The following is a 14,883-nucleotide window of genomic DNA, read 5'->3' on the forward strand; positions in this document are numbered from 1 at the left end:
GCTGTGCTGCTGGTGATCCTGTGCGGCTCTGTGAGCTGCTACTTCTTCTCGACCGCGTGGCCGCCGAACTGGTTGCGCAGCGCGGCGATCATCTTCATCTGCGGGGAGTCGTCCTGCCGCGAGGCGAACCGCGCGAACAGCGACGCGGTGATCGCGGGCAGCGGGACGGCGTTGTCGATCGCCGCCTCCACCGTCCAGCGGCCCTCGCCCGAGTCCTGCGCGAAGCCGCGCAGCTGCTCCAGGTGCTCGTCCTGGTCGAGGGCGTTCACGGCCAGGTCCAGCAGCCAGGAGCGGATGACGGTGCCTTCCTGCCAGGAGCGGAAGACCTCGCGGACGTCGGTGACCGAGTCCACCTTCTCCAGGAGCTCCCAGCCCTCGGCGTAGGCCTGCATCATGGCGTACTCGATGCCGTTGTGGACCATCTTCGCGAAGTGGCCCGCACCGACCTTGCCGGCGTGGACGGCGCCGAAGTCACCCTCGGGCTTGAGGGCGTCGAAGATCGGCTGGACCCGGGCGACGTGGTCCTTCTCGCCGCCGTACATGAGGGCGTAGCCGTTCTCCAGGCCCCACACGCCGCCGGAGACACCGCAGTCGACGAAGCCGATGCCCTTGGTCGCGAGCTCCGCCGCGTGCTTCTCGTCGTCGGTCCAGCGGGAGTTGCCGCCGTCGACGATGATGTCGCCGATCGAGAGCAGCTCCGCGAGCTCGTCGACGGTGGACTGCGTCGCCGCGCCCGCCGGGACCATCACCCACACGACGCGGGGGGCCTGCAGGCTGTCCACAAGTTCCCGCAGGCTGTGGACATCGGCGAGGTCCGGGTTGCGGTCGTATCCGATGACGGTGTGGCCTGCGCGGCGGATGCGCTCGCGCATGTTGCCGCCCATCTTGCCGAGACCGACGAGACCAAGCTCCATCAGGTGGTTCCTTAAGCGTTGTGGCCGTCTTTGCCGGGGCGTCCGTGGATCCCGGGGACACCCCAGGCCCCGAGCCTACGCCGGGCCGGGCCGCCCGGCCCCATGGGGCGCGCGCTGCCGGCCTCCTGCCCCCGCACGTGCGCAGGCCCGGCCTCGCTGACCGCGAAACCGGGCCTGACCTGCGAAGAATCAGCCGGAGAGGCGTACCGGCATGATCAGGTACTTGTAGGTCTCGTCGGCCTCCGCGTCGACCGCCGGACGGCCGCTGAGCAGCGCGGGCTTGGTGGACGTGGTGAAGCTGAGCTGCGCCACCGGGGAGGCGATCGCGCTCAGGCCGTCCAGCAGGAAGGTCGGGTTGAAGGCGATCGAGATGTCGTCGCCGTCGAGCTGCGCGTCGACCCTTTCCACAGCCTGTGCGTCGTCGGAGGAGCCGGCCTCCAGGATCAGCACCCCCTGCTCGAAGCTGAGGCGGACCGGGGTGTTGCGCTCGGCCACCAGGGCCACGCGCTTGACGGCCTCGACGAACGGCGCGGTCTCGATCACGGCGACGGAGTTGAACTCGGTCGGGAAGAGCGTCCGGTACTTGGGCAGGTCGCCTTCGAGCAGCCGGGTGGTGGTGCGGCGGCCCGCGCCCTCGAAACCGATCAGGCCTTCGCCCGCGCCGGAGCCGGACAGCGCCAGGGTGACGGTGTCACCGCTGGTCAGCGAGTTGGCGATCTCCTGGAGCGTCTTGGCGGGCACCAGGGCCACGGCCGACGCGTCCGGGTTCTCCGGCTTCCACAGGAACTCGCGGACCGCGAAGCGGTAGCGGTCGGTGGAGGCCAGGGTGACGCGGTCGCCCTCGATCTCGATGCGGACACCGGTCAGGACGGGCAGCGTGTCGTCGCGGCCGGCGGCGGTGGCCACCTGCTTGGCGGCGGAGGCGAAGACCTCGCCGGGAACGGTGCCGGTGGCGGTGGGCATCTGCGGCAGCGCCGGGTACTCCTCCACAGGCAGGGTGTGGAGTGTGAACCGCGAGGAGCCGCAGACCACGGTCGCCCGTACACCGTCTGTGGAAATCTCCACCGGGCGGTTGGGGAGGGCGCGGCAGATGTCGGCGAGCAGCCGGCCGGAGACCAGGACGGTGCCGTCCTCCTCGACGTCCGCCTCGACGGAGACGCGGGCCGAGACCTCGTAGTCGAAGCCGGAGAGGCTCAGCGTGCCGTCCTCGGCCTTGAGCAGCAGGCCCGCGAGAACGGGCACCGGCGGCCGGGCCGGGAGGCTACGGGCAGCCCAGGCCACCGCCTCCGCGAGTACGTCGCGCTCCACCCGGATCTTCACCGGAACCGCCTCCTGCTGTTGCTCGCTCGTCTGCCGGCCTTCGTCGTCGGCTCGTCGATGCCTCGACCGATGCCGGGGACCAGTCTGACGTACGGCGCCGACAGTCCGTGCGGCCGGCGGTCAAGTCGGGAGCGAGGCGTCGGGGCGGGCTCTCGACGAGTTGTGCACAGGACCCGCTTGAAAACCGAAACCGGCCTAACTCTCTATGGGGGTAGTAGTAGGGCCTGTGGAAACGGTGGATAAGCCCGTTCTCGCAGGTCATCGCGCGTTTTTTATCCACCGACCCTGTGGGTGACACCGGTGGACAACCTCGTGTCTCTGTGGAGAACGAAAAGTTCTGCACAGGCTGTCCCCAGGTACCCCCGACTACTCCACAGGTGTGTCCCCAGCTTTCCCCCGGTACTCCACAACCCAAACGTCTACTTCCGTGTGACCGCTTTCACTCCGGGCGGTGAGAGGGGCTGGTGCGTTGCCGAACAGTGGACAAGGGTGTGGAGAACAGACCCGATCCTGTGCACAGGGTGCGCGAACCTGTGGGGAGGCGGTGGACAACGTCGTGGACAGACCTGTGGACGAAATATTTGTCCACAGCCTGTGGATGACGCTTGCGCACAATTCCACAGGGTGCTGACCTGGCCTGATGGAACCTCACCCGGCAAGCCTGTGGACAGATTGTGGGTGACGGAACCCGTCCCCAGGGTGTGGACGGAAGAAAGTCCCCCAATCTGTGGATGAGTTGCTCCTCAGGGGGCGTATTCGAACAGGTCAGGGGCGCGCGGACGAAAAAGGGCGCCCCCGTCGCAGCCCGGGAGCGCCCTCTGAAAGCGTGTGAAGGGGCCGTTTCGCGGCCCCGGCGAGCGGTACGGAGCCCGCGCTCAGCCGTTCTTGATGCGGTTGGTGAGCTCCGTGACCTGGTTGTAGATGGACCGTCGCTCGGCCATCAGCGCGCGGATCTTGCGGTCCGCGTGCATCACCGTGGTGTGGTCGCGACCGCCGAACTGGGCCCCGATCTTGGGCAGCGACAGGTCGGTGAGCTCCCGGCACAGGTACATGGCGATCTGCCGGGCGGTCACCAGCACCCGGCTGCGCGAGGAGCCGCACAGGTCGTCCACGGTCAGACCGAAGTAGTCGGCGGTGGCCGCCATGATGTCGGAGGCGGTGATCTCGGGGGCGCTGTCCTCCCCGCCCGGGATCAGGTTCTTCAGGACGTCCTCGGTCAGGCCCAGGTCGACCGGCTGCCGGTTGAGGCTCGCGAAGGCCGTGACCCGGATCAGCGCCCCCTCCAGCTCGCGGATGTTGCGCGAGATGCGGGAGGCGATGAACTCCAGTACCTCCGGCGGGGCGTTGAGCTGCTCCTGGACGGCCTTCTTGCGCAGGATCGCGATCCGGGTCTCCAGCTCGGGCGGCTGGACGTCGGTGATCAGCCCCCACTCGAAGCGGTTGCGGAGCCTGTCCTCCAGGGTGACGAGCTGCTTGGGCGGCCGGTCGGAGGAGAGCACGATCTGCTTGTTCGCGTTGTGGAGCGTGTTGAAGGTGTGGAAGAACTCCTCCTGCGTCGACTCCTTGCTCGCGAGGAACTGGATGTCGTCGACGAGCAGGATGTCCATCTCGCGGTAGCGCTTGCGGAACGCGTCGCCCTTGCCGTCGCGGATGGAGTTGATGAACTCGTTGGTGAACTCCTCGGAGCTCACGTACCGCACGCGGGTCCCGGGGTAGAGGCTCCGCGCGTAGTGCCCGATGGCGTGCAGCAGATGCGTCTTCCCGAGGCCCGACTCCCCATAGATGAAGAGGGGGTTGTAGGCCTTCGCCGGCGCCTCGGCGACGGCCACCGCGGCCGCGTGCGCGAAGCGGTTGGAGGCGCCGATGACGAAGGTGTCGAACAGGTACTTGGGGTTCAGCCGGGCGGTCGGCTCCAGCGGGCCCGAGGTGGATCCGCCGGACGGGGCCGGGGGCGCGGCGGGCCGGCCGGGGGCCTGGCGCGGCGCGGGCTGTTCGTACTGTTGCTGTTCGTACTTCTGTTGCTCGTACTGATGCGACTGGTGCGACTGGTGGGGCTGCTGAGGCTCGTACGGGGACTGCTCGTACTGCTGCTGGTCGTAGGAGCCCTGCTCGTAGCCGGAGGGCTCGGACTGCTGGAGGTAGCCCGGCTGCGGGGAGGCGTAGGGGTCGCGCTCGGGGAAACCGCCGAGTCGGGGCTGCTGCCATCCGTAGTCGTCCTGCTGGCCGCCGCGGGGCCAGGCGCCCGGCTCGGGGCGCTGCTGCTGGTAGTCCGGGTAGGCGGGGCGGGCCGTGGGGAGCTGGTCGTCCCCGTTGCCGGAGCCGCCGCCGGGGCGCTGGCCGCCGTACGGCTCGTACCCGCCGGACTGCTGCGCGGGCGGGGCGGGGGGCGCGGGCTCGCCCGCGGAGTCGTCCACCGTGATGGCGATCCGGATGGGGCGGCCGCATTCACGGCTGAGCGCGTCACTGATCAGCGGGGCGAGCCGGCCTTCGAGGACGCGCTTTCCCCATTCGTTGGGGACGGCCAGCAGCGCGGTGTCGGCGACGAGCGCCAGGGGCTGGCACCTCTCGACCCACTGCTTGTCCTTCGGCTCGATCCCCGGCTGTCCCTCCCCGAGGAGCTTTTCGAGCACCCTTGGCCACACTGCGGCAAGATCGGCAGGTACGTCAGCCACAGAGCACGCTCTCTCACAGGGGTCCCACGAATGTGTGGTTCTTTGGGACGGTCGGGACAAAAAAACCGGGGTCGGACAACGGTAGTCAGGCCAGCGGGTACGGTTCAAGTCGTTGTCCACAGCCTGTGCACAGTGTGGGGCCCCGCCGGCTCGGTTTGACCGGATGGCGTAGCCGCGCGTACCGTAACGAGGTCGAGTTGTCGATGGCTGCTGCCGCCTGCCTACCGATGGGCGAAGGTCACTGATAGTGATCATTTAGCGGTGCCACTCGGGCGAACACGCGAGTTTCCTCGTGGGCGCACGGTGACAGCCAGGCGATGTCCCGCCACAACGATTCATTCTCTGGAGCCCCCGAGTGAGCAAGCGCACCTTCCAGCCGAACAACCGCCGTCGTGCCAAGACCCACGGCTTCCGTCTCCGGATGCGTACCCGTGCCGGTCGCGCGATCCTCGCGAACCGTCGTGGCAAGGGCCGCGCCGCCCTTTCCGCGTAACAACACGCAGGTCGTGACGTCGTGCTGTCTCCCGAAAATCGGCTGAGGCGGCGCGAGGACTTCGCGAGCGCGGTACGCCGAGGTCGTCGGGCTGGTCGCCCGCTCCTCGTCGTCCACCTACGTACAAGCGGTGCAACGGACCCGCACGAGTCGGGGGAGATCGATCCCTCGTCGCGTGCGGGTTTCGTCGTCAGCAAGGCTGTCGGCAACGCCGTCATACGTAACCGGGTGAAGCGCCGTCTTCGTCATCTGGTCCGGGAGCGGCTCTCCCAGCTGCCCGCCGGTAGCCTGGTGGTGGTACGTGCGTTGCCCGGAGCGGGTGATGCCGGCCCCGAGGAACTGGCCCGGGACCTGGATGCCGCTCTGGTGCGGCTCCTGGGAGGCGTGGCTCGATGAAGTACCCGCTGCTCGCTTTGATCAAGCTGTACCAGTGGACGATCAGTCCGCTGCTCGGGCCGGTGTGCCGGTACTACCCGTCGTGTTCGCACTACGGGTACACGGCCATCGACCGGCATGGTGCGGTCAAGGGGACGGCCCTGACCGCCTGGCGGATCCTGCGGTGCAATCCGTGGTCCCCGGGTGGTGTGGATCACGTCCCACCCCGTAAACGCCCGCGTTGGCACGAGCAGCTGCGCAGTGCGTTGCGTAGATCTCGCAATGCTCAAGGAGCCTGATTAGTGGACACGATCGCCGGTCTGTTCAGCTTTATCACCACGCCCGTCTCGTGGGTCATCGTCCAGTTCCACTCGCTGTACGGCGCCATCTTCGGCGCGAACAGCGGGTGGGCCTGGGGTCTGTCCATCGTGTCCCTGGTGGTCTTGATCCGCATCTGTCTGATCCCGCTCTTCGTGAAGCAGATCAAGGCGACGCGAGGCATGCAGGCGCTCCAGCCGAAGATGAAGGCGATCCAGGAGCGCTACAAGAACGACAAGCAGCGCCAGTCCGAAGAGATGATGAAGCTGTACAAGGAGACGGGTACCAACCCGCTCTCCTCGTGCCTTCCGATCCTGGCGCAGTCCCCGTTCTTCTTCGCGCTCTACCACGTGCTGGCGAGCATCGCCAACGGTGAAGAGATCGGCTACATCGACGGTCCGCTGCTGGCCAGCGCGCGTGAGGCCCACATCTTCGGGGCCCCGCTGGCCTCCAAGTTCACCGACAGCGCCGCCGAGGTCGCCGCCCTGGGCGCCTCGATCACCGACGTGCGCATCGTCACCGCCGTCATGATCGTCCTGATGTCGCTGTCGCAGTTCTACACGCAGCGCCAGCTGATGCAGAAGAACGTCGACCTCTCGGTCAAGACGCCGTTCATGCAGCAGCAGAAGATGCTGATGTACATCTTCCCCGTGATCTTCGCGGTCATGGGCATCAACTTCCCCGTCGGTGTTCTCGTCTACTGGCTGACCACGAACGTGTGGACCATGGGCCAGCAGATGTACGTGATCAACCAGAACCCGACGCCGGGCAGCAAGGCGCAGGACCAGTACCTGACCCGCCTGCTGAAGCACATCGGCTCGCACGGTGACGTCAAGGGCCGGAGCAAGAAGAAGATCGTCGCGGCGATCGTGGCCAAGGGCCCGGACCGCAACGACAACGAGCGGAAGTTCATCACGGCGCTGACGAAGCAGGGCCTCGCGGCCCAGCCGGACGGCTCCGTGATCAGGAGTTCCGAGGCCACGGCGGATTCGGATGCGGCGAGCGGCGGTGTCGCGAAGCGGCAGCAGCCCAAGCGGCAGTCGAAGTCGCAGCGTCAGACGCCCAGCAAGCCCTCTCCCAAGAAGTAAGAAGGAGTCCCTCCCGTGACGGAAGGCACCACCACCGCCGCCGCTGAGAGTGGCGACACCCTGACCCGCCTCGAGCAGGAGGGTGAGATCGCGGCCGACTACCTCGAGGGTCTGCTGGACATCGCCGACCTGGACGGCGACATCGACATGGACGTCGAGGCCGACCGGGCCGCGGTGTCGATCGTCAGTGACTCCGCCAGCCGCGACCTGCAGAAGCTCGTGGGCCGCGACGGTGAGGTCCTGGAGGCTCTGCAGGAGCTGACCCGCCTCGCCGTGCACCGGGAGACCGGGGACCGCAGCCGGCTGATGCTGGACATCGCCGGGTTCCGCGCGAAGAAGCGCGAGGAGCTGGCGGCGCTGGGCGCGCAGGCGGCGGAGGACGTGAAGGCTTCGGGCGAGCCGATGAAGCTGGCCCCGATGACCCCGTTCGAGCGGAAGGTCGTCCACGACGCCGTGGCGGCCGCCGGTCTGCGGAGCGAGTCCGAGGGCGAGGAGCCGCACCGCTTCGTCGTTGTGCTCCCGGCCTGACCCCTGGCGCGAGTATCCGGCCCCGTCTGTGTCGCAGGCGGGGCCGATGTTTGTCAGCCTGGCATGTGAACGACGCGGCATCTTGAAGACGTGGTTTCTCCAGAACCATGCGGTACGGAAGGACGGTCCCCGTGACGGAGGCAGCTGAGCTTCCCCCGGCGCCTGAAGAGGCGCGCGCGGTGTTCGGTGAGTTTTTCCCGGAAGCTGTGCGGTATGCGGAGCTGCTGGCGGACGCGGGAGTCAAGCGGGGCCTGATCGGGCCGCGTGAGGTGCCGCGGCTGTGGGAGCGGCACCTGCTGAACTGCGCTGTGCTGTCGGAGGTGGTGCCGCAGGGCGTCACCGTGTGCGACGTGGGTTCGGGCGCCGGTCTGCCAGGTATCCCGCTGGCGCTGGTGCGCCGGGATCTCAAGATCACACTGCTTGAGCCGCTGCTGCGGCGCACGACCTTCCTCCAGGAGGCCGTGGAGCTGCTGGGCCTGGACCACGTCACCGTGGTGCGCGGCCGGGCCGAGGAGGTTCTCGGCAAGGTGCAGCCGGTGCACGTGGTGACGGCCCGTGCGGTGGCCCCGCTGGACCGGCTGGCCGGCTGGGGCGTGCCCCTGCTGCGCCCGTACGGGGAGATGCTGGCGCTCAAGGGCGACACCGCGGAAGAGGAGCTGGTGTCGGCGAAGACCGCGCTGGCGAAGCTCGGTGTGGTGAAGACCTCGGTGCTGCACGTGGGCGAGGGTCTGGTGGACCCGCTGTCGACGGTGGTGCGGGTCGAGGTCGGAGAGAGCCCCGGTGGGGTGAGGTTCGCGGCCAAGCGGGCTAAGGCGGCCCGGGTGGGACGCACCCGCCGTCGCCGTTGATTCGCTGACGTGTGGGGCTCGGCGGAGATTTCGCCTCCGTTGGGCCCCATAGGTATGGATTTCGGAGTGTCGTAGCGGCCCGAAGACCCGGTCTGGGCGCGGTCCGGGCATCGTGTTTCACGTGAAACGTCGCTCTCTGCTGCACGGAATCATCAGCCGCGGTCGTGCGGCTGCGTCCCCCCTTCACCGCAAGGACGCAAGGGGGACGGAGTTGTCCACATCGGTGGATTCATCCACAGGAGTACGGGCCCCGCTGGTTCGCGACCCCGGTGACATGGCAGGCTCTGTTCATCGCGAGCCTGATGTCGAGGAGAGTGACACCGTGCGGTCCGACGCCAACCTCGCGGGGCCGATGGCCGATCCGGTCCCCGGTCCCCGCTCTGAATCGGCGGGAGACGATGTTTCACGTGAAACATTGCCTCCGCCCCTTGTAGACAACGACACCCCCATCGGCCGAGCCGCCCAGCAGGCGGTCGAGGCGCTGGGTCGTACCGGAGAGCGGCTGCCCCGGCCGGAGCAGACCCGTGTCATCGTGGTCGCCAACCAGAAGGGCGGCGTGGGCAAGACCACGACGACCGTGAACCTGGCGGCCTCCCTCGCCCTGCACGGGGCGCGGGTCCTCGTGGTCGACCTCGACCCGCAGGGCAACGCTTCCACGGCCCTGGGCATCGACCACCACGCGGACGTGCCGTCGATCTACGACGTACTCGTGGACAGCCGGCCTCTTCTGGAGGTCGTCCAGCCGGTCGTGGATGTGGAGGGGCTCTTCTGCGCTCCGGCCACGATCGATCTGGCGGGCGCGGAGATCGAGCTGGTGTCGCTCGTGGCGCGGGAGAGCCGGCTTCAGCGGGCCATCCAGGCGTACGAGCAGCCCCTCGACTACATCCTGATCGACTGTCCTCCCTCACTCGGGCTGCTGACGGTGAACGCGCTGGTGGCCGGCGCGGAGGTGCTGATCCCGATCCAGTGCGAGTATTACGCGCTGGAGGGCCTGGGCCAGCTGCTGCGCAACGTCGACCTGGTGCGGGCCCACCTCAACCCGACGCTGCACGTGTCGACCATCCTGCTGACCATGTACGACGGCAGGACCCGGCTGGCCTCGCAGGTGGCGGAGGAGGTGCGCAGCCACTTCGGCAAGGAGGTGCTGCGGACGAGCATCCCCCGATCGGTGCGCATTTCCGAGGCGCCGAGCTACGGGCAGACGGTGCTCACGTACGACCCGGGATCGAGCGGTTCCCTCTCCTATCTGGAGGCGGCGCGAGAGATCGCGTATCGAGGGGTCGGAATGCAGTACGACGCCCAGCACGCCCATCTGGGCGCGGGCATGAACAGCACGCAGAGTGTGGCGGAGGGGATCCAGTGAGCGAGCGACGTAGAGGTCTGGGGCGGGGGCTCGGTGCGCTGATTCCCGCGGCCCCGCAGGAGAAGACGCCGCCGGTGATCAGTGCCGGTTCGACGTCTCCGTCGGCGGTGCCGGTCATGACGTCGGAGCGGGGGGTGGCGGCGGCCAAGCTCGCTTCGTTGGCGCAGGCGGATGTTTCACGTGAAACATCGCTCGCGGTCGTCCCGGCGCAAGAGGCGGATCCGGTGCCGGCCGAGACCAACGGGGTGGCGGGAGCGACGTTCGCGGAGCTTCCGATGGACGCGATCACACCGAACCCGCGGCAGCCCCGCGAGGTGTTCGACGAGGACGCGCTCGCCGAGCTGGTGACCTCCATCCAGGAGGTGGGCCTGCTCCAGCCGGTGGTGGTGCGACAGTCGGCCCCTGGTCGCTATGAGCTGATCATGGGTGAGCGGCGCTGGCGTGCCTGCCGGGAGGCCGGGCTGGAGGCCATTCCGGCGATCATCCGGGCGACGGACGACGAGAAGCTGCTCCTGGACGCGCTGCTGGAGAACCTGCACCGGGCTCAGCTGAACCCGCTGGAGGAGGCTGCGGCGTACGACCAGCTGCTCCAGGACTTCAACTGCACGCACGACCAGTTGGCGGACCGGATCGGGCGTTCGCGTCCCCAGGTGTCGAACACCCTGCGGCTGCTGAAGCTGTCGCCGTCGGTGCAGCGCCGGGTGGCCGCGGGCGTGCTCTCGGCCGGGCACGCGCGGGCACTGCTCTCGGTGGAGGACTCCGAGGAGCAGGACCGGCTGGCGCACCGGATCGTGGCCGAGGGCCTGTCGGTCCGCGCGGTCGAGGAGATCGTGACTCTGATGGCCTCGGAGCCTTCGAGCGGGGTGAAGCCGAAGGGCCCGCGCGCCGGTACCCGGTTGGCTCCGGCGCTCAGCGAGCTGGCGACGCGGCTGTCGGACCGGTTCGAGACCCGGGTGAAGGTGGACCTGGGCCAGAAGAAGGGCAAGATCACCGTCGAGTTCGCGTCGATGGAGGATCTGGAGCGGATTCTCGGAACGCTGGCGCCGGGCGAGGGCCGGGTGCTGGAGCAGGGTCTTTCCGGGGAGTGATCCCAAGGCCGCCGAGGGGCGGGTCGTGCTGGTGCGAACCGGCGCGGTCCGCCCCTTCGCCGTGCTGTCGAAGAACGGGGGGCCAGTGGATACGATGCGGTCATGGGTCGTCGGCTGGTACCGCTCACGCTGGACAACCTCCAGGATCTGCCGCGACGTTGCCGATCCTGTGTGTTCTGGGAACTGGACCCGGTCAGCGGTGAGGCCGCCATGAAGGCGGGCACTCCGGCACTGGAGAAGGAGGCGTGGATCTCCGCTGTCCTTCTGGAGTGGGGATCCTGCGGCCGCGTGGTCTATGTGGACGAGGTTCCGGTGGGGTTCGTGCTGTACGCGCCGCCGGCGTACGTGCCACGGGCCACCGCCTTTCCGACCAGCCCGGTCTCGCCGGACGCAGTGCAGCTGATCACTGCGTGGATCATGCCGGGGTATCAGGGGCAGGGTCTGGGGCGGGTCATGGTGCAGACCGTGGCGAAGGACCTGCTGCGGCGCGGCTTCCGGGCGATCGAGGCGTTCGGGGACGCCCGCTGGGAGGGTCCGGCGTGTCTGCTGCCCGCGGACCATCTCCTGGCCGTGGGATTCAAGACCGTACGGCCCCATCCGGTGCATCCCCGGCTGCGACTGGAGCTGAGGTCGACGCTGTCCTGGAAGGAAGACGTGGAGCTGGCGCTGGACCGGCTGCTGGGCGCGGCGCGCAAGGAACCGGCACTGCGGCCGCTCTGAGCGGGGTATGCGAAACGGGACCGCCCCCAGGGGCGGTCCCGTTTCACGTGAAACGCTGTGCGTCAGGCGGTCTTGACCTGGACGAAGTCCGAGAGGTCACGCAGGATGGCGGCCTTCGGCTTGGCACCGACGATCGTCTTGGCGACCGCGCCGCCCTGGTAGACGTTCAGCGTCGGGATGGACATCACGCCGTACTTGGCGGCCGTGGCCGGGTTCTGGTCGATGTTGAGCTTGACGATCTCGATCTGGTCGCCGTATTCGGCGGCGATGGCCTCGAGAGACGGCGCGATCTGGCGGCACGGTCCGCACCATTCGGCCCAGAAGTCCACCAGTACGGGCTTCTCGCTCCTGAGGACCTCGGCGTCGAAGTCAGCGTCGGTCACGGTCTTGAGAGCCACGGCGGGCCTCCTTCTTTCCTGCGGGGTGGGGTGTGTGTGGGGTGAAGCGGTCAGACAGTGGCGGTCGCGGTCGCCTTCTCGACGTCCGCGAGGGCGGCGAGGAAGCGCTCGGCGTCCAGGGCGGCGGAGCAACCCGTGCCCGCAGCGGTGATGGCCTGACGGTACGTGTGGTCCACGACGTCGCCGGCGCCGAACACGCCCGTGACGCTGGTCCGGGTGGAGGGCGCGTCGACCTTGAGGTAGCCCTCCTCGTCGAGGTCCAGCTGGTCCTTGAACAGCTCGGTCCGCGGGTCGTGGCCGACGGCGATGAACAGGCCGGTCACCGGCAGCGCGGAGGTCTCACCGGTCTTGGTGTTGCGCAGGGTGAGGCCGGAGAGCTTCTGGTCGCCGTGGATCTCGGCGACCTCGCTGTCCCAGGCGAACTTGATCTTCGGGTCGGCGAAGGCGCGGTCCTGCATGGCCTTCGAGGCGCGCAGGCTGTCACGGCGGTGGACGATCGTGACGGACTTGGCGAAGCGCGAGAGGAAGGTGGCCTCCTCGATCGCGGTGTCGCCGCCGCCGACGACGGCGATGTCGTGGTCCTTGAAGAAGAACCCGTCGCACGTGGCGCACCAGGAGACGCCGCGGCCGGAGAGGGCGTCCTCGTTGGGCAGGCCGAGCTTGCGGTGCTGGGAGCCGGTGGTGACGATGACGGCCTTGGCGCGGTGCACGGTGCCGGCGGTGTCGGTGACGGTCTTGATCTCACCGCTGAGGTCCACGGCCACGATGTCGTCCGGGACTAGCTCGGCACCGAAGCGCTCGGCCTGACCGCGCATGTTGTCCATGAGGTCCGGGCCCATGATCCCGTCCTGGAAGCCCGGGAAGTTCTCCACCTCGGTGGTGTTCATCAGCGCGCCACCCGCCGTGACCGCGCCTTCGAAGACCAGGGGCTTGAGCGAAGCGCGTGCGGTGTACAGGGCGGCGGTGTAACCGGCCGGCCCGGAGCCGATGATGATCACGTTTCGTACGTCGCTCACGGGTTTCTTCCTCGTCTCTGCGGACTGCGTGCTGCCTACCGGGGGCCGGTGCGGACTCTCACCCCACCCAACGGATCCTACGGCGCATGCATTCCCCGCCCGTCCCACCGTGGAGCGGAACCCGTCAGCTCCGGGGATAGGTGCGCGTCAGGAGGACCTTTCCGGTGGTGGCCGAGCCGTTGTTCTCGCACCCCGAGTCGACCAGGTAGGCGTCCACGCGCGCGGAGTCGTCCGGGTGCGGGAGGACGAGGAGGTAGGCGCCGGCGCCCTGGTAGGTGCCGCGCTCGGCGGCGAGCGGGGATTCCGGGCGGCCGGTGGCGCCCTGGACGCAGTCGGGGACGGACGCCGCCGCCCGCTTGTCACCAGGGGCGACGCCCGGGGCCGGAGCCGTGTTCTCCATGCCGTAGGTGTTGTTCTGCTCCCCCGGAGCGGTCTTGGCGCCGTGGGTGGCGATGAGCCCGCGCACGGTGTCCTGGAGTCCCTCGGCCGTGTAGTCACCGCCGCGCGCGACGGCCGCGCCCCGATCCGCGGAACTCGGGGTCTCCGTACGGGCGGCCGTGTCACCCGTGGGAGTGCCGGAGAAGTCGCCGAACAGGAAGAGGCCGAGGGCGCAGGCGGCGGCTCCGACCAGGCCCGAGAGCACGGCGATCCGACGGCGGGCGCGGCGTCGGCCCGGGCCGGTTGGGCCGGACGGGTGACCGGCGGGCGATGTTTCACGTGAAACATCGCGGCTCGGGGTGCGCGGCTGTGCGTCGGGCGCGGCGTGGATCCGGGGTTGGGTGGCGTCGAGGAGGGCCTCGGCGGCGAGGGCCGCGTCGATGCGGCCGGCGATGTCACCGGGCATCCGGACCGGCCCCGGAAGAGTGCCGAGGAGCCCGCGGATCTCCTCCAGGGAGTCGCGGACGTCGGCGCACAGGGCGCAGTCGTCGAGATGGCGGCGGACTTCCGCGGTCCGGGACGGGGAGAGGAGACCTTCGGTCAGGTCGGAGATCTCCGAGACGTCCGGGTGCCGGATCGTGCCGGTCGTGCCGGTTGTGGGGCTCACGGTCGTCCACCTCCGCCCTTCACAGCGTCTGGGTCTGCATGCCTGGGTTCTGCCGCTGGTGGGACGGGTGGACCCGGCGACCGGTTCCTTCCCCGCTCGATGGCGGTGTTATCCCCGGCATTCGTGCGCAGATGAGTGAGGAGGGGGACGAGCTTCGCCCGGCCGCGTGCGCACCGGCTCTTCACCGTGCCGGTGGGGACCTCGAGGATGCGGGCGGCTTCGGCGACGGGGTATCCCTGCATGTCGACGAGGACCAGCGCGGCCCGCTGATCGGCCGGGAGGGTGCTGAGGGCGGCCAGCAGCTGGCGGTGGAGGTCCTGGCGCTCCGCGGGGGCCTCGGCGGACTCGTGGGGCTCCAGGAGCCGCTCCAGGCGGTCCGTGTCGTCGAGGGGAGAGGTCCTGCGGGAGGCTGCCTTCCGCGCGCGGTCGAGGCAGGCGTTCACCGTGATGCGGTGCAGCCAGGTCGTGACGGCGGATTCCCCGCGAAAGGTGTGGGCGGCCCGGTAGGCGGAGACAAGGGCGTCCTGCACGGCGTCCGCGGCCTCCTCGCGGTCTCCGAGGGTTCGCAGGGCCACGGCCCACAGCCGGTCCCGGTGCCGTCGCACGACCTCCCCGAACGCGTCGGGATCGCCGGCCACGTGCCGGGCCAGCAGGTCCGCGTCACTGGCGTCGCCGGTCGTCGCGTCGTGCATCACAC

At 69.0% G+C, this 14,883-nt stretch carries 16 protein-coding genes; 9 read left to right on the forward strand and 7 right to left on the reverse strand.

Annotated features, from left to right (window positions below):
* Positions 1–38: 38 nt before the first annotated feature.
* From gnd to dnaA, 3 genes are all read right to left on the reverse strand, one after another.
* Positions 39–914: a phosphogluconate dehydrogenase (NAD(+)-dependent, decarboxylating) gene (gene gnd / locus ACFYP3_RS14885; protein ID WP_388831624.1), complete on the reverse strand. Its 876-nt coding sequence runs from the start codon at positions 912–914 to the stop codon at positions 39–41.
* A 189-nt stretch (positions 915–1,103) separates the two neighbouring features.
* Positions 1,104–2,234 carry a DNA polymerase III subunit beta gene (gene dnaN / locus ACFYP3_RS14890; RefSeq protein ID WP_030707714.1) on the reverse strand — a complete coding sequence of 377 codons (1,131 nt, stop codon included), beginning with the start codon at positions 2,232–2,234 and terminating at the stop codon, positions 1,104–1,106.
* An 875-nt stretch (positions 2,235–3,109) separates the two neighbouring features.
* Complete coding sequence (gene dnaA, locus ACFYP3_RS14895; RefSeq protein WP_388831626.1) at positions 3,110–5,161, reverse strand: chromosomal replication initiator protein DnaA; 2,052 nt, start codon at positions 5,159–5,161, stop codon at positions 3,110–3,112.
* Between the two features lie 100 nt (positions 5,162–5,261).
* Here dnaA and rpmH point away from each other — a divergent pair, with 100 nt between their 5' ends.
* The 9 genes from rpmH to ACFYP3_RS14940 all read left to right on the forward strand — a co-directional run bounded on the left by rpmH (position 5,262) and on the right by ACFYP3_RS14940 (position 11,727).
* Positions 5,262–5,399, forward strand: a complete 138-nt coding sequence (gene rpmH / locus ACFYP3_RS14900) for a 50S ribosomal protein L34 (RefSeq protein WP_008741645.1) — start codon at positions 5,262–5,264, stop codon at positions 5,397–5,399.
* A gap of 21 nt (positions 5,400–5,420) precedes the next feature.
* Positions 5,421–5,795, forward strand: a complete 375-nt coding sequence (rnpA, locus tag ACFYP3_RS14905) for a ribonuclease P protein component (RefSeq protein WP_078892724.1) — start codon at positions 5,421–5,423, stop codon at positions 5,793–5,795.
* On the forward strand, positions 5,792–6,073 hold the full coding sequence (yidD, locus tag ACFYP3_RS14910; protein ID WP_076043740.1) for a membrane protein insertion efficiency factor YidD: 282 nt from the start codon (positions 5,792–5,794) through the stop codon (positions 6,071–6,073). Before rnpA ends, yidD begins: the two co-directional genes overlap by 4 nt.
* 3 nt (positions 6,074–6,076) lie before the next feature.
* The gene (gene yidC / locus ACFYP3_RS14915) at positions 6,077–7,180 is read left to right on the forward strand and encodes a membrane protein insertase YidC (protein ID WP_388831629.1); all 1,104 of its coding nucleotides are present in this window, start codon (positions 6,077–6,079) and stop codon (positions 7,178–7,180) included.
* 15 nt (positions 7,181–7,195) lie between these two features.
* Positions 7,196–7,708, forward strand: coding sequence for a protein jag (locus ACFYP3_RS14920; protein ID WP_388831631.1), 513 nt, complete (start codon positions 7,196–7,198; stop codon positions 7,706–7,708).
* A 131-nt stretch (positions 7,709–7,839) separates the two neighbouring features.
* Entirely contained in the window at positions 7,840–8,556 is a 717-nt protein-coding gene (gene rsmG, locus ACFYP3_RS14925; protein WP_030707721.1) for a 16S rRNA (guanine(527)-N(7))-methyltransferase RsmG, read from the forward strand.
* A gap of 274 nt (positions 8,557–8,830) precedes the next feature.
* Entirely contained in the window at positions 8,831–9,919 is a 1,089-nt protein-coding gene (locus ACFYP3_RS14930; RefSeq protein WP_078892725.1) for a ParA family protein, read from the forward strand.
* Complete coding sequence (locus tag ACFYP3_RS14935) at positions 9,916–11,007, forward strand: ParB/RepB/Spo0J family partition protein (protein WP_388831634.1); 1,092 nt, start codon at positions 9,916–9,918, stop codon at positions 11,005–11,007. The genes ACFYP3_RS14930 and ACFYP3_RS14935 overlap by 4 nt, the downstream gene beginning before the upstream one ends.
* A 102-nt stretch (positions 11,008–11,109) precedes the next feature.
* Positions 11,110–11,727: a GNAT family N-acetyltransferase gene (locus ACFYP3_RS14940; RefSeq protein ID WP_388831636.1), complete on the forward strand. Its 618-nt coding sequence runs from the start codon at positions 11,110–11,112 to the stop codon at positions 11,725–11,727.
* Positions 11,728–11,789: 62 nt separating this feature from the next.
* Here the strand turns inward: ACFYP3_RS14940 and trxA are convergent, their stop codons facing one another.
* From trxA to sigM, 4 genes are all read right to left on the reverse strand, one after another.
* Entirely contained in the window at positions 11,790–12,125 is a 336-nt protein-coding gene (gene trxA, locus ACFYP3_RS14945; RefSeq protein ID WP_388831638.1) for a thioredoxin, read from the reverse strand.
* Between the two features lie 50 nt (positions 12,126–12,175).
* Positions 12,176–13,141 (reverse strand): thioredoxin-disulfide reductase, encoded by a 966-nt coding sequence (gene trxB, locus ACFYP3_RS14950; RefSeq protein ID WP_388831640.1) that lies wholly within the window; start codon positions 13,139–13,141, stop codon positions 12,176–12,178.
* 124 nt (positions 13,142–13,265) lie between these two features.
* Complete coding sequence (locus ACFYP3_RS14955) at positions 13,266–14,186, reverse strand: hypothetical protein (protein ID WP_388831642.1); 921 nt, start codon at positions 14,184–14,186, stop codon at positions 13,266–13,268.
* The gene (gene sigM, locus ACFYP3_RS14960) at positions 14,183–14,878 is read right to left on the reverse strand and encodes an RNA polymerase sigma factor SigM (RefSeq protein WP_388831644.1); all 696 of its coding nucleotides are present in this window, start codon (positions 14,876–14,878) and stop codon (positions 14,183–14,185) included. Before sigM ends, ACFYP3_RS14955 begins: the two co-directional genes overlap by 4 nt.
* Positions 14,879–14,883: the final 5 nt, after the last annotated feature.

This window comes from Streptomyces sp. NPDC005533 (genome assembly GCF_042871845.1).
Taxonomy (GTDB): Bacteria; Actinomycetota; Actinomycetes; order Streptomycetales; family Streptomycetaceae; genus Streptomyces.

Bases quoted from the DNA above. Each gene is read 5' to 3' on its own strand.
- gnd (WP_388831624.1), bottom strand. From the start codon at position 914: ATGGAGCTTGGTCTCGTCGGTCTCGGCAAGATGGGCGGCAACATGCGC.
- dnaA (WP_388831626.1), bottom strand. From the start codon at position 5,161: ATGATCACTATCAGTGACCTTCGCCCATCGGTAGGCAGGCGGCAGCAG.
- yidD (WP_076043740.1), top strand. From the start codon at position 5,792: ATGAAGTACCCGCTGCTCGCTTTGATCAAGCTGTACCAGTGGACGATC.
- ACFYP3_RS14930 (WP_078892725.1), top strand. From the start codon at position 8,831: ATGGCAGGCTCTGTTCATCGCGAGCCTGATGTCGAGGAGAGTGACACC.
- ACFYP3_RS14940 (WP_388831636.1), top strand. From the start codon at position 11,110: ATGGGTCGTCGGCTGGTACCGCTCACGCTGGACAACCTCCAGGATCTG.
- sigM (WP_388831644.1), bottom strand. From the start codon at position 14,878: ATGCACGACGCGACGACCGGCGACGCCAGTGACGCGGACCTGCTGGCC.